This window comes from Aeromicrobium fastidiosum, from assembly GCF_017876595.1.
Taxonomy (GTDB): domain Bacteria; phylum Actinomycetota; class Actinomycetes; order Propionibacteriales; family Nocardioidaceae; genus Aeromicrobium; species Aeromicrobium fastidiosum.
On the sequence record NZ_JAGIOG010000001.1, the window covers coordinates 1,618,496 to 1,630,594 of the forward strand.

The 12,099-nt window shown below is 70.3% G+C and carries 14 protein-coding genes and 2 tRNA genes; 4 read left to right on the top strand and 12 right to left on the bottom strand.

The window, feature by feature from the left end; translation table 11 throughout:
* The first annotated feature begins 37 nt into the window (after positions 1-37).
* Positions 38-934 (top strand): sterol desaturase family protein, encoded by an 897-nt coding sequence (locus JOF40_RS08010; RefSeq protein ID WP_245343107.1) that lies wholly within the window; start codon positions 38-40, stop codon positions 932-934.
* Here the strand turns inward: JOF40_RS08010 and JOF40_RS08015 are convergent.
* Both JOF40_RS08015 and JOF40_RS08020 read right to left on the bottom strand, forming a co-directional pair.
* Positions 918-1,673, bottom strand: a complete 756-nt coding sequence (locus JOF40_RS08015) for an SDR family oxidoreductase (protein ID WP_129181773.1) — start codon at positions 1,671-1,673, stop codon at positions 918-920. The genes JOF40_RS08010 and JOF40_RS08015 overlap by 17 nt on opposite strands.
* Positions 1,674-1,707: 34 nt before the next feature.
* Complete coding sequence (locus JOF40_RS08020; RefSeq protein ID WP_129181776.1) at positions 1,708-2,166, bottom strand: MSMEG_6728 family protein; 459 nt, start codon at positions 2,164-2,166, stop codon at positions 1,708-1,710.
* Positions 2,167-2,245: 79 nt separating this feature from the next.
* On the opposite strand from JOF40_RS08020, the gene JOF40_RS08025 reads away from it, so the two are divergent.
* The gene (locus JOF40_RS08025) at positions 2,246-2,584 is read left to right on the top strand and encodes a DUF3140 domain-containing protein (RefSeq protein WP_129181779.1); all 339 of its coding nucleotides are present in this window, start codon (positions 2,246-2,248) and stop codon (positions 2,582-2,584) included.
* Between the two features lie 30 nt (positions 2,585-2,614).
* On the opposite strand, the gene JOF40_RS08030 is transcribed toward JOF40_RS08025, so the two are convergent.
* The 6 genes from JOF40_RS08030 to JOF40_RS08055 form a co-directional block, all read right to left on the bottom strand.
* On the bottom strand, positions 2,615-3,910 hold the full coding sequence (locus JOF40_RS08030) for an HNH endonuclease signature motif containing protein (protein WP_129185970.1): 1,296 nt from the start codon (positions 3,908-3,910) through the stop codon (positions 2,615-2,617).
* Between the two features lie 139 nt (positions 3,911-4,049).
* Positions 4,050-5,543, bottom strand: coding sequence for a serine/threonine-protein kinase (locus tag JOF40_RS08035; protein WP_129185393.1), 1,494 nt, complete (start codon positions 5,541-5,543; stop codon positions 4,050-4,052).
* Positions 5,544-5,747: 204 nt separating this feature from the next.
* Positions 5,748-5,821 (bottom strand) — tRNA-Phe (locus JOF40_RS08040).
* 63 nt (positions 5,822-5,884) lie between these two features.
* Positions 5,885-7,222: a dipeptidase gene (locus JOF40_RS08045; protein ID WP_129185394.1), complete on the bottom strand. Its 1,338-nt coding sequence runs from the start codon at positions 7,220-7,222 to the stop codon at positions 5,885-5,887.
* A gap of 32 nt (positions 7,223-7,254) precedes the next feature.
* On the bottom strand, positions 7,255-7,869 hold the full coding sequence (locus tag JOF40_RS08050; RefSeq protein ID WP_129185395.1) for a malonic semialdehyde reductase: 615 nt from the start codon (positions 7,867-7,869) through the stop codon (positions 7,255-7,257).
* Between the two features lie 71 nt (positions 7,870-7,940).
* A tRNA-Asp gene (locus JOF40_RS08055) sits at positions 7,941-8,017 on the bottom strand.
* Positions 8,018-8,170: 153 nt separating this feature from the next.
* On the opposite strand from JOF40_RS08055, the gene JOF40_RS08060 reads away from it, so the two are divergent.
* Together JOF40_RS08060 and JOF40_RS08065 are read left to right on the top strand one after the other, a co-directional pair.
* On the top strand, positions 8,171-8,683 hold the full coding sequence (locus JOF40_RS08060; protein WP_209674455.1) for a cysteine dioxygenase: 513 nt from the start codon (positions 8,171-8,173) through the stop codon (positions 8,681-8,683).
* A complete protein-coding gene (locus tag JOF40_RS08065; protein ID WP_129185397.1) occupies positions 8,680-9,102 on the top strand; it encodes a rhodanese-like domain-containing protein in 423 nt (140 codons plus the stop codon). Before JOF40_RS08060 ends, JOF40_RS08065 begins: the two co-directional genes overlap by 4 nt.
* Positions 9,103-9,111: 9 nt before the next feature.
* Here JOF40_RS08065 and JOF40_RS08070 read toward each other — a convergent pair whose 3' ends face one another.
* The 4 genes from JOF40_RS08070 to JOF40_RS08085 all read right to left on the bottom strand — a co-directional run bounded on the left by JOF40_RS08070 (position 9,112) and on the right by JOF40_RS08085 (position 12,052).
* Positions 9,112-9,717, bottom strand: a complete 606-nt coding sequence (locus tag JOF40_RS08070) for a hypothetical protein (protein ID WP_129185398.1) — start codon at positions 9,715-9,717, stop codon at positions 9,112-9,114.
* Entirely contained in the window at positions 9,714-10,772 is a 1,059-nt protein-coding gene (locus tag JOF40_RS08075; RefSeq protein WP_149712875.1) for a hypothetical protein, read from the bottom strand. Before JOF40_RS08075 ends, JOF40_RS08070 begins: the two co-directional genes overlap by 4 nt.
* Complete coding sequence (locus tag JOF40_RS08080) at positions 10,721-11,152, bottom strand: hypothetical protein (protein ID WP_129185400.1); 432 nt, start codon at positions 11,150-11,152, stop codon at positions 10,721-10,723. The genes JOF40_RS08075 and JOF40_RS08080 overlap by 52 nt, the downstream gene beginning before the upstream one ends.
* 126 nt (positions 11,153-11,278) lie before the next feature.
* A complete protein-coding gene (locus tag JOF40_RS08085; RefSeq protein ID WP_281286534.1) occupies positions 11,279-12,052 on the bottom strand; it encodes a sulfite exporter TauE/SafE family protein in 774 nt (257 codons plus the stop codon).
* Positions 12,053-12,099 lie beyond the last annotated feature (47 nt).

Sequence of the window (12,099 nt, forward strand, 5' to 3'; positions counted from 1 at the left end):
TACCCAAGAGTCATATAGCTCGAGAATGGAGGCGGTCATGGAGCTGCTCGACCCGCTGAAGAACCCCACGCTGGCCGCGGCGCCGTTCTTCGTCCTGACGCTGCTGCTCGAGCTCGCGGCGTTCAAGTGGCTCGAGTCCGACGGCGACCTGCGCGGCTACGAGAAGAAGGACGCCCGCACGAGCCTGGTGATGGGCATCGGCTCGATCGCGTCCAGCGCGATCTTCAAGGCCGGGACCCTGGTCGTGTTCGTCGCGATGAGCGTCTACCTCGCCCCGTGGCACCTGCCGACCGACACATGGTGGTCGTGGGCGCTGCTGATCATCGGGCTCGACCTGGCGTTCTACCTGCAGCACCGGTTCGTGCACCGGGTGCGGATCGGCTGGGCGGCCCACCAGGCGCACCACTCGAGCGAGTACTTCAACTTCTCGACAGCGCTGCGCCAGAAGTGGAACCCGTGGGCCGAGGCGATCTTCTGGGCACCGTTCCCGCTGCTCGGCTTCGAGCCGTGGATGCTCTACGTCGCCTTCGGCTTCAACCTGGTGTTCCAGTTCTTCCAGCACACCGAGCGTGTTGGGATGATGTGGTGGCCCATCGAGCTGGTCTTCAACACCCCGTCGCACCACCGCGTGCACCACGGCAGCGACCCGGAGTACCTCGACAAGAACTATGCCGGCATCTTCATCGTCTGGGACCGGATGTTCGGCACCTTCCAGAAGGAGCTGCACCGTCCGACGTACGGACTCACGGTGCCGGTCGGCACCTACAACGTCCTGAAGCTGCAGTACGGCCCGTTCGTCTCGTTGCTGCGGGACGTGCGCGCCGCAGGACGGTGGCGCGACAAGTTCGGCTACGTCTTCATGCCCCCGGGATGGCACCCGGGGGAGTCGCGCGCGGCCGCCGAGCAAGCGCGCGAGGTCACAGCGCCCGGGTGAGTCCCCCGTCGACCGGCAGCATCACGCCGGTCAGGAAGCTCGCTGCGGGCGACAGCAGGAAAGCGGCGGCGCGGCCGAACTCCTCGGGCTCGCCGTAACGACCCAGTGGAATGGTGCGCTCGTTGGCGGTTCGGGCCAGGTCAGCGTCGCCCGTGGCCTCGTCGAGCGACCTGACCCGGTCGGTCGAGATGCGTCCCGGCAGCAGCGCGTTGACGCGGATGCCGCGGGGACCCAGCTCGTCGGCGAGCGTCTTGGCGGCCATGGCCAGCCCGGGGCGCAGACCGTTGGAGATGCCGAGCCCGGCGATCGGGGCCTTGACCGAGGTCGACAGCACGAACGCGATGGAGCCGCCGTCGCCCAGCACCTCGGCGACCTCGGTGGCCAGTCGGACGGCTCCCAAGAACACTGACTCGAACGCCGTGCGCCACTCGTCCTCGGTGCGGTCCATGATGGGCCCGGCCGCGGGGCCGCCGACGCTGATCAGCACGCCGTCGATGCGGCCGAACGCCTCCTGCGCGGCGGCGATGAGCTGGGCGGGCGCTGTCGCATCGGCGTTGTCGACCGCGACGCCGATCGCGCGTGGTCCGAGCTCGGCGGTGGCACGGTCGACCGACTCCTGGCTGCGCGAGGAGATCACGACGTTGGCGCCGTCGGCGACCAGCTGCTGCGCGGTCGCGAGGCCGAGGCCGCCCGATGCGCCGGTGAGGATGTACGTGCGGTCGGTGAGCCCGAGATCCATGTGACCAGCCTAGAGGGGTGTGTCCGTCGGGTGATCACGTCCGGGGGACCGGCCAGACGTAGGGCAGGTCGTCGGGGACTCCCGGGAACAGGGGGCCGTAGTCGTCGGGGTCCTTGCGGACCAGGGCCGACTGGTGGTTGCGGTGCAGCGCGAGCCCGCCGAGCCACCACGGCAGCCCGCCGGTGTCCGCGAGCTCGGCCTGACTGCGGACGTCGACGAGGCCCGCGATGGCCACGTCCGTCGCGATGGTGCTGCCGCAGCTGTCGTCGTAGCCGCGCGACACCCATTCGTCGACGACCGCGAGCCCGTAGGCGGCGAGCGCCTCGAGGTATCCGCGCCACATCGCGGCGGCCGGGTGGTTGCGCCACCCGTAGCCCGGGACGGTGAGTGATCGCACGACCTGGATCGTCTCGACCCGCTGCTTGCCGAGTCGCGCGCGGTCGAGGCATGCGGCGCTCGTCGCGAAGTCGGCATGGGGGAGGAAGGTCTGCACGGCGGCGGGATACCCGAAGGTCTCAAGAGCATGCGTGTGCCGGGGTGCGAAGGGTCGGACGTCGGCGCAGCATGGACAGATGAGCGCAGACGACACCGACGACAGCATCCGTCACGACTTCGACGACGTCGTGAACATGACGGCGTCCGAGCTGGAGGCGTGGCTCGACACCGACGAGTCGAAGCAGGTCGGGCAGAAGTCGGACGGCAAGCGTGAGAGTACCGGGCACGCCTCCGGCCGCCGCATCATCGAGCTGCCGCGGACGAAGAAGGACGACCTGACCGATGCCGACCTCGCCCACATGAAGAAGGTGCACGGATACGTCGAACGGCACCTGGCGCAGAAGCCTGACGGGGACGTGTCGGAGACCCCGTGGCGCTATTCGCTGATGAACTGGGGCCACGACCCGATGAAGTGAGCCTCGCCTCGGCGAAGGCGGATGCTTCGGCTACCCGGCGCGGGGTTGCTGTGATGCGAAGCGTGAGTGGCGTTGTGGTCGTTGCTCGGGGTCCACATGGGCCGGTGGGATGAGTTCGACGATCCCGTCAGAGCTCATGCGGGCCACCCATTGGCCTTCGTGGACGAGGTGGTGGTGGAAGTGGCAGAGCAGGGCGGCGTTGTCGAGGTCGGTGGGGCCGTTCTCGGACCAGTAGTTCAGGTGGTGTGCTTCGCACCAGGAGGGTGGGCGGTCGCACGTGGGGAAGACGCAACCACGGTCGCGGGTGGCGAGGACGAGTCGTTGGTGGCGGTCGTAGAGGCGGCGGGTGGTGCCCAGATCGATGACGCGTTTGGAACTGTCGAGGTACATCGCGACCAAATTGGCGTTGCACGCCAACCTCTGTGCTTTGGTCGCGGACATCCTGGTGCCGGACGTGGTGGTGGCGGTGCCTTGACCTGTGCGGAGGTCGTCGACGTCGACCATCACCGCGACGGTCGCCGCCAAGCCCCCGGCCAGGGGCAGGGCTTCTGTGGGTAGGTGGTTGATGAGCTCGGTGAAGGCGTGGCCCATCTTCTGATCGCGGGGCAGGCCGGCCCAGTCGTCGGCACCCATGCCGAACGATTCGGCAGCCAACTGGTTGCGGCGTGGGGCGATGATCCCCTCGATCGCTGCTCTGAGGGTGTCGGCGTCGGTGTCGGGCACGACGAAGGACCCGTGGGTGGTGCCGTCACCACGCCGGCCCATCTGGAACCTGGTGCGGGCACGGGCCCGTTCTTCCTGCGCGCGGAGCTGTTCGCCGAGGTGTTCGTCGAATCCGTCGGGGTCGATGACCTCGAGCACCCGGTTCGCCAGCCGCTGCAACCCATCGAGGTCATGCTCGCCGGCCAACGCGATGAGGTGGGCTTCGGCGTCACCACGCTCGACGTCGCCGCACCAGTCCGGCAACGCGGTGATGGCTTTCATGATGATCGAGGCCTGCTCAGTGCTGAGCTGACCGGACGCCCACGCGGCACGGGTGGCCTCAGTACGCTCGCCGGTGACCTTCGCCATCCCGACCAGCTTGGACGCAGCACCCTTGGTGATGTTCGCCGAGCTCGCCAGCCACGCTGTCGTCGACGTCGCACCGTCGTCCTTCGGCAGCCCCATGTCATCGGCACACCCGGCCAGGCGCGACATGACAGCGTCCAACGCGGTGCGAGTCGTCTGCACCGCCGCGATCACCTCACGCACCTCGGCCGAAGTCAACGTCCATGGCTCGAGCGCAGCGACCTCATCGGTCAGGCTGGACAACTGCTCGATCAACATGCGACGTACCCCAGAGTGGATCAATAGAACGTATGTTCGACTCTACGCAAGAGTAGCGGCGCGAAACAGGGCCTAAAGTCCCGAAATCACCGTCGTTGCAGGCGGAGGGGATCACCCGCGACGGGACGCCGTCGTTCGACTACGGCTTCTTGGGTCCTTTGTCGTCCTTCTTGTCGCCCGGCCCACCGGCAGCGGGACCGGCGTCGTCGGCGGGCTCCGTCGGGGTCGTCTCGGACGGCGGGGCGGTGGTCTCGGGAGCCTCCTTCGCGACGGTCAGGATGACAGTGCTGCCGGGCTCCACGGAGCCCGATGGCGACACTCCGGTGACGGTGCCGGCGGGAGCGGGCGAGGTCTCTTCCTCGCGCCGGACGGACAGCCCGAGCTGCTTGAGCTGGTCGGCCGCGTCGTCGTAGGTCAGCCCGATGAGGGAGTTGCGGTCGACCGTGACGTCGTCGGGCTCCTCGCTCGACTGGGTGGGCTCGGGCGTCTCCGACGGTGTCGGATCGTCGGTCGGCGAGTCGCTGGTCGCTGTCGTGCTGCCGGGATCGGCCGGGTCGTCGTCCCCGCCGAGTGCCTGTGCCCCCAACACGGCAGCGAGCACCAGCAGCACCGCGATGACGGCCAGCACGATCCAGTGCGACGACCTCCGCTCGCGCTCGTCAGCTCCCGACGGGGGCGGGAGGACGGGCGGAGCCACTGGGGCCGTGGGAGCCGCCGTGGGCGGTGGAGGGGGAGCGGCAGCGGCCGGCTGGACGGTCGTCGCCTGCGCGGCAGGCGGAATCGCGGACGTCACCGGAGGGACGATCTGCGTGGCCGGGGACGTCTCGGCGTTCGCGAGCGACGCCACGATCGCGGCGCTCGACGGACGGTCGTCGGGCTCCTTCTGCGTCAGTGACGTGATGAGGGTGCGCAGCGCCGCCGGCACCGAGTCGTCCAGCGGGGGCAGGTCCGTCGTCAGCTGCGCCATCGCGGTGGCGACGGCGGTGTCACGGCGGAAGGGCGAGACCCCAGTGAGGCAGTGGTAGGCCACGATGCCGAGGGAGTACAGGTCGGAGCGGGCGGTCGCCGGTCGTCCCGCCGCCTGCTCGGGGCTGAAGTACTCGGCGGTGCCGATGATCGAACCGGTCGCCGTCAGCGGCTCGCTCCCGGCCGACCAGGCGATGCCGAAGTCGACCAGCACCGCGCGGCCCTGGGGCGTCACGACGATGTTGGACGGCTTGAGGTCGCGGTGCACGATGCCGGCGAGGTGGGCCGTCTCGAGCGCGTCGGCGACCTGCCCGACGAGCTTCGCGACACCGTCGGCGGGGATGGCTCCCCGCTCGGCGAGCAGGCGGCTCAGCGGCGTCCCCTCGATGAGCTGCATCACGATGAACGGCTCGTGCTCGGGCGACGACTCGTCCTCGCCGACGTCGTACACCTGGGCGATGCCGGGGTGGTGCAGCGAGCCGGCCAGCGTCGCCTCGGCCTTGAAGCGCGCGCGGGCCGTGGTGTCGTCCTCGCCGCCGCCGACGCGCAGGATCTTGATCGCGACAGATCGGCCCAGGCGGGTGTCAGTGGCGCGATGCACGCGGCCCATGCCCCCGGTGCCGATCGCCTCGCCGAGCTCGTAGCGTCCGTTCAGCAGTGTCCCCATCCGACCGATGCTAGGCGCAGCGGGTGAACGACGCAGGCCGGGGCGGCCTGTCGGCGGTGGCTGGGTCGCCTGTCGAGCGTGCTGAGCGCCGCTGACCCGGCCGGGGTCGAATCCCCCCCAGGCAGCCTGGGTCCGACCGCTGACCCGGGCCCGACAAAAAGACACAGCCCCCGCAAAAACCGCGGGGGCTGTGTCTTTTTGCTGTGGCCAGGGCCGGGGTCGAACCGGCGACCCTCCGCTTTTCAGGCGGATGCTCGTACCAACTGAGCTACCTGGCCACCGCTCGCGAACGAGCGACGTTCACCTTATCGCACGCTCGCGGACGGCCGCGACAGTAGTACTCAGGTCTGGTCGGCCAGGCGCTGCAGCAGCAGGGCCTCGGCGACGCAGACGCGGCTGAACTCGCCGAGGTGCAGGCCCTCGTCGATGCCGTGGGCGCGGGTGTCGGGGTCCTCGACGCCCGTCACGAGCACGGCCGCGTCGGGGAACAGGCGGGCGAACTCGGCGATGAAGGGGATCGAGCCGCCCATGCCCATGTCGACGGGCTCGGTGCCGTCCCAGGCGTCGCGGAACGCCGACCGGGCGGCGTCGTAGGCGGGCCCGTTGGCATCCACCGTGAACGGCTCGCCGAGGTCGCCGCGCTCGACGGTGACCCTTGCGCCGAACGGTGCGTGGCTCTCGAGATGGGTGACGAGGGCGTCCAGGTGGGTCGCCGCGTCGCCGCCGGGCGCGACACGCATGCCGATCTTGGCGCGGGCGCTCGGCGACAGGGTGTTGGACGCCGTGGCGACGGGCGTGGCGTCGATGCCCAGCACGCTCACGGCGGGCTCCGCCCACAGCCGCTGGACGATCGAGCCCCGGCCGATCTGCTGGACGCCGGGCAGGACGGACGACTCCTCGCGGAACCGGTCCTCGGGGTACTCCAGGTCGGCCGCGACGCCGCGGTGCAGGCCCTCGACCGCGACGGCCCCGTCGGCGTCGTGCAACGTGGCCAGCAGCTGAGCCAGCGTGGTCAGGGCATCGGGCACGACGCCGCCCCAGATGCCGGAGTGCACCGCGTGACCGAGCGTCTCGACCGTGACGACGCAGTCGACCATGCCGCGCAGCGTGACCGTCAACGCCGGCACGCCGATCGACCAGTTGGCCGAGTCGGCGATCACGATCGCGTCGGCCGTCAGCTCGTCGCGGTGCCGCTCCAGGAGGGCGACGAGGCTGGGCGATCCTGACTCCTCCTCGCCCTCGACGAACACCGTGACGCCGACCGGCGGGTTGCCGCCGTGCGCGCGGAACGCCGCGAGGTGCGCCGCCAGCCCGGCCTTGTCGTCGGCCGCTCCGCGGGCGTACAGGCGGTCGCCGCGGCGGGTCGGCTCGAACGGCGGGGACGTCCACAGTGCTGGGTCGCCCGTCGGCTGGACGTCGTGGTGCGCGTACAGCAGGACGGTCGGTGCCCCGGGCGGGGCCGGGTGGTGCGCGATGACCGCGGGGGCCCCGCCCGCCTCGACGATGCGCACCTGGGCGAACCCCGCCTCACGCAGCAGCCGCTCGACCTCGTCGGCCGAGCGACGCACGTCGTCATGGTGCTCGGGCTGCGCCCAGATCGACGGGATGCGGACGAGGGCCTCGAGGTCGTCGAGGACGGACGGGAGCACGTCGTGCACCCGCGAGGTGAGATCGGTCATGACCCCAGCCTGTCACCCGGCCCGGACGAGCGTCAGACGGTGCGGACCGCGTCGTCGGCAGAAATGCGCGGCAGGCGGTCGAACCAGGCGTTCTCGCCCGGGTGCCCGATGTTGATGACGAGCTGCGTGCGCCAGCTGGTGCCCGCGAAGAACTCGCCGTCGATGCCCGCGGCGTCGAAGCCGCCGACGGGTCCGGCGTGCAGGCCGGCCGCGCGGAGCCCGATGATGAAGTAGCCCGTCTGCAGGGCCGTGTTGTAGCGGGCGACCTCGGCGCGCTTGGCCTCGTCACCGGCGAACATGTCGCCGATGCCCGGCTTGTGCGGGAAGTGCACGTCCATCGAGGTGTGGAAGTCGGTGTCGGCGGCGACGACCGCGACGATCGGCGCGGCGGCCGCCTTGGCCTGGTTGCCCTCGGCCATGTGCGGGACGAGGCGCTCGCGGCCCTCGCCCTGCTCGACCAGCAGCAGGCGCATCGGCTGGATGTTCATCATCGTGGGGCCGAGCTTGACCAGCTCGAACACCTCGCGGACCTCGTCGGCCGAGACGGGCTCGTCGCTGAAGGTGTTGAGCGAGCGCGCCTCGCGGAACAGGACGTCGAGTGCGGCGTCGTCGATCACGAACGGGGAGACGGCAGTGGAAGAAGTCATGCAACGTTCAACTACCGACGGGGCAAAGAAAATCCCACGTCACTCCGAAGAGTGACGTGGGCTCTCTCACATGGCGACCCCGACCGGACTCGAACCGGCGACCTCCGCCGTGACAGGGCGGCGCGCTAACCAACTGCGCTACGGGGCCATGCTGTGCGGCGAACCGCGAACGCAACTCTATCGCACGGTCTGCTCAGCGACCAAAAGGGGTCAGGCCTACCGCATCCGGACGGTGCCGAGACGCCTGTCCGACAGGTGAGCACGCCTCTCCTGGCGGTCGGGATCGGCTTGCATGGTGCCCATGACCGCACGTCCCACCACCATCGCGCCCCTGTCACTGGCCGATCTCGCCGCTCTGTCGCGGGAGGTCGCCGACGACGTCCGTGCGGGCCTCCACGAGGTCCACGCCGACTCGGAGAGCCGCTGGCACGTGCGTCTGCGATGTGACGACGAGGTGGACGTCTGGCTCATCAGCTGGACGCAGGAGCAGGGCACGCAGCTGCACGACCACGGCGGCTCGTCGGGTGCCTTCACCGTCGTCAGCGGCACCCTCAGCGAGGCCGTGTGGACCCCGGGCGCGGAAGTGCTGACCGAGACCGAGCGTCACGAGGGCGATGCCGTGATCTTCGGGGAGCACTACGTGCACGACGTCCGCAACGTGCACGCCGAGACGGCCGTCAGCGTGCACGCGTACTCACCGCCGTTGTCGCAGATGAACTACTACGACGTCGACGGTCACCAGCTGACCCGGCTCGCCTCGGTGTGGACCGACGACCCCGAGGCTCCCGCCCCCGATCTGCGGGCCGCCTCATGACCGTCACGTACGCCTCGGTCGACGAGCTCCTCGCGTCGGCGCGCGGTGGACTCGAACGGGTGTCTCCGCTGGTGGCACGCGATCGCGTGGCCGCAGGTGCCGTCATCGTCGACATCCGGCCGGCCTGGCAGCGCGAGCTGGACGGCGAGATCCCCGGATCGCTGATCGTGGAGCGCAACCACCTCGAGTGGCGGCTGCACCCCGGTTCAGGCGCGAACCTGCCCGTGGCCGTCCCGGGCCAGGAGTGGATCGTGGTCTGCACCGAGGGCTACACGTCATCGCTCGCGGCGGCCGCGCTGGTCTCGCTGGGGCTGCCCGCCGCCGACATCGTCGGCGGGATCCACGCGTGGCGAGCAGCCGGACTGCCGGTCGTCCCCGGCCCGACGGCGGTCGAGCACCGGGTGCCCCCGGTGCAGTGAACTCGACGTTCAGGTCCCGTCCGTCTCGTCGCGGAAGACCGAGTGCAGGGACATCTGCTCCGCGAGCACGGCCATCGCGGCTGTCGTGCCGGGCAGCAGGCTGATACCGACCACCAGGAGCGCTTGCTGCCGGCTCTCGTCGACGGACTGGTAGGCGGCCAGGCCGATGGAAGGCAGGTCGCCGGCGGCGTCGAGCGCGACGTCGCGCAGCACTGAACCCGTGCGAACGTTCGCGTGGAAACCGATGCCTCGGCCCATCGCGGGGGTGGTGACGACGGGTGTCACGGCCGGCAGCCGGCTCCAGCCCATCGAGCGTGCCAGCAGGGTCTCCGCAGGCACGCCGGGCGGGGCTGGACCGACGGCGGCGAGGTAGTGCCAGCTCGTCGGCACGTCGAAGACTGCGCCTGCAGGTCCGCCGGCGACGCCGTGATAGATCCATCCGCCGGCCGCCAGGCGCTTGCGGAAGGCATCGATGCCGTCTGCCAGCAGATCGAGACGGGGTGGGGCTAGGTCGGGCATCCACTGCTGCAGGACGGCTCGGAATCGTGCGCGGCCCGATGCGATCGACTCCGGTACGGCCACCGTCGACAAGCCGGGCACGGCGAGGTCGATCATGCGACGATCTCGGGCGGTTGGATCCATGGACCGCCCCGGACGATCCGCTCGACGACATCAACGCCTTCTTCGATCGGCAACGTCAGGATGTCGATCAGGTCGCTGACGTCGCGCGCCTGTCCGATCATCTCGACGGCGTCGTCAACCCGGGTGAATGCCTGACTCGCGAACCGCAGCCCCACGAGTCCGGCCGCCACGCCGATGACGTCGTCGATGAAGCTCTCGTCGGTGACGACGGCGAGCCAGTCGCCGCGGTGCTCGGTGAGCAACGGTCCGACGCTCGCGACGAGGCCCAGCGTCGACAGGACGCCGGACAGCACCGGGATCGGTAGGAGGGAGGCCACGCCCAGCGCGTCGGACAGGAAGGCCAAGGCCGGACTGGCCATCATGACGAGGGCGAACGTCTCGTCGCCGAAGGTCAGGAAGTCGATGCCCCACTGCTCGGCGGCCTGCTGGAAGGCCAGGGCGATGGCCACCGCGAGCGTCGGAGCCGTCGGGGCCAGCGAGATCGCCGAACCCAAGGAGTTCGCGAGCTCGGCACCGCGGGTCTCGTAGAGCTCCTTCAGGCTCCAGGCCAGTCCTTGGATGCCGTCGCGGTGCGCCTGGGCCGTGTCGAGGCGATGTCGGGCCTGCTCGTCCTCCGGGTCGGCGGCGACCTGCGCTGAGAAGCGGTCGACATCACCCTGGGCGACGAGCGCCTCAGCCTCGAGGCGGCGCGCCCGCGCCTGGAAGTCGCGCAGCTCGATCGACCACGTCGAGATGACGTCCTGGGCGACGCCGAAGGCTTCGGTGGCGGCGGCCACCCGAGGCGCGAACTGGTGCGCGAGAAGATCGCGGAATGCGACGGCAGCCTCGCCGAGCCACTCGCGCTGGTCGGCGGCGACCAGGAGCGCATCCACCTCGGCCATGGACTCGCTGGCACCGGAGATGACGCCCGCCAGGGCGGAGACGTCGTCGGGGTCGCCCGGTGCCGGGTCGAAGCCGAGGGTCGGGTAGGAGGGAATCACGGTCCGGCGCTCCGACCGCCCGTCGCCGGCGCGGGCCAGGTCGGCCACGGCGGACCCGTCGGCAACGGGTTGCCGTTGGCGGAAGGCTGCCACGCCGGTTGCGTGGACCGACCTCCGTCGGCAGACCTCAGCGGTCCGGGCTTGTCGTTGTTGAGCTCGGCCGCTAGGTCTTCGTCGGCGGTGATGAAGGCGAGCCGGATGTCATCGAGTGCCTCGACGGCCTCGGCGGAGCATCGCCCCAGCTCGTCGATGCCGTACGCCCACGCGTCGGAGAACTCCTCGACTGCCAGCGTCAGCCTCGTCCGGCCCAGATCGTGCAACGTGGCGGACTGCATCGCCCGTGCGGGGCGTTCGAGCACCCGCTCCATGGTGGCCAACGTCGTCTCGATGCGCTGCAGCATCTCGTCGGTGAAGTACAGGTCGGCCATGGCCCCCCTCGGATCGGGTGCAGACAGCATAAGTGAGAGGACGTCGCGAGTGCACCGGGTCCTCGCCGGGGCGACGCCAGCACGAGCTCGTCTGCCGAGGAATGGCCCGACGAGAAGCGGACGACGTCAGTCGAAGAACACGATGCGCACCAGCGCGAGCGTGCCGACCACGAGGATCACGGCCCGCAGGGCGTTGGGCGGGAGCCGGCGGCCGATGCGGGCCCCGAGGTAGCCGCCGATCAGGCTGCCGCCGGCGATGAGGCCGACGACCTTCCAGTCGATGTGCTCGCGCGCCACGAGCACGAAGACGATCGCGGCGACGCCGTTGACGGCACCGGCGAGGACGTTCTTGAGAGCGTTGATGCCCTGCATGCCGATCGTGAGCATGACGCCGAACAGGCCGACCAGCAAGATGCCCTGGGCGGCACCGAAGTAGCCGCCGTAGACCCCGAGCGCGAAGACCAGCAGCACCAGCGAGACCCGCGGACGGGCAGAGGCAACGGCGTCGGCGTCGGCCCCTCGTCGCGCCGCCGTCCGGCGTTGCAGCGTCGGACCGACGACCACCATCAGCAGGCCGATCGCGATCAGCACCGGCACGATCGCGCCGAACGCCTCCGCGGGCAGCACCAGGAGGAGCAGTGCCCCGACCAGGCCGCCGGCGACGGACGCCGGCAGCAGCCTGACCACCAGGCCGAGGTGCTGGCGCGCCTCCGCGCGATAGCCGTAGATGCCCGACGCGCTGCCGGCCAGGAGCCCGATGTTGTTCGAGACGTTGGCGGTCAGCGGCGGGTAACCGAACAGCAGCAGCACCGGGAACGTCACGAGCGTCCCGGAGCCGACGACCGTGTTGATCATGCCGGCCCAGATGCCCGCGGCGAAGATCGCGCCCAGCTCGAGCACAGCGTCTCCGATCGCAGTCCGGCCGCGGAGGTCCCCACGTCAGCTGC

Coding starts and splice junctions, on each gene's coding strand:
- JOF40_RS08010 (WP_245343107.1), top strand. CDS start 38: ATGGAGCTGCTCGACCCGCTGAAGAACCCCACGCTGGCCGCGGCGCCG.
- JOF40_RS08015 (WP_129181773.1), bottom strand. CDS start 1,673: ATGGATCTCGGGCTCACCGACCGCACGTACATCCTCACCGGCGCATCG.
- JOF40_RS08025 (WP_129181779.1), top strand. CDS start 2,246: ATGAGCGCAGACGACACCGACGACAGCATCCGTCACGACTTCGACGAC.
- JOF40_RS08030 (WP_129185970.1), bottom strand. CDS start 3,910: ATGTTGATCGAGCAGTTGTCCAGCCTGACCGATGAGGTCGCTGCGCTC.
- JOF40_RS08035 (WP_129185393.1), bottom strand. CDS start 5,543: ATGGGGACACTGCTGAACGGACGCTACGAGCTCGGCGAGGCGATCGGC.
- JOF40_RS08045 (WP_129185394.1), bottom strand. CDS start 7,222: ATGACCGATCTCACCTCGCGGGTGCACGACGTGCTCCCGTCCGTCCTC.
- JOF40_RS08050 (WP_129185395.1), bottom strand. CDS start 7,869: ATGACTTCTTCCACTGCCGTCTCCCCGTTCGTGATCGACGACGCCGCA.
- JOF40_RS08060 (WP_209674455.1), top strand. CDS start 8,171: ATGACCGCACGTCCCACCACCATCGCGCCCCTGTCACTGGCCGATCTC.
- JOF40_RS08065 (WP_129185397.1), top strand. CDS start 8,680: ATGACCGTCACGTACGCCTCGGTCGACGAGCTCCTCGCGTCGGCGCGC.
- JOF40_RS08070 (WP_129185398.1), bottom strand. CDS start 9,717: ATGATCGACCTCGCCGTGCCCGGCTTGTCGACGGTGGCCGTACCGGAG.
- JOF40_RS08080 (WP_129185400.1), bottom strand. CDS start 11,152: ATGGCCGACCTGTACTTCACCGACGAGATGCTGCAGCGCATCGAGACG.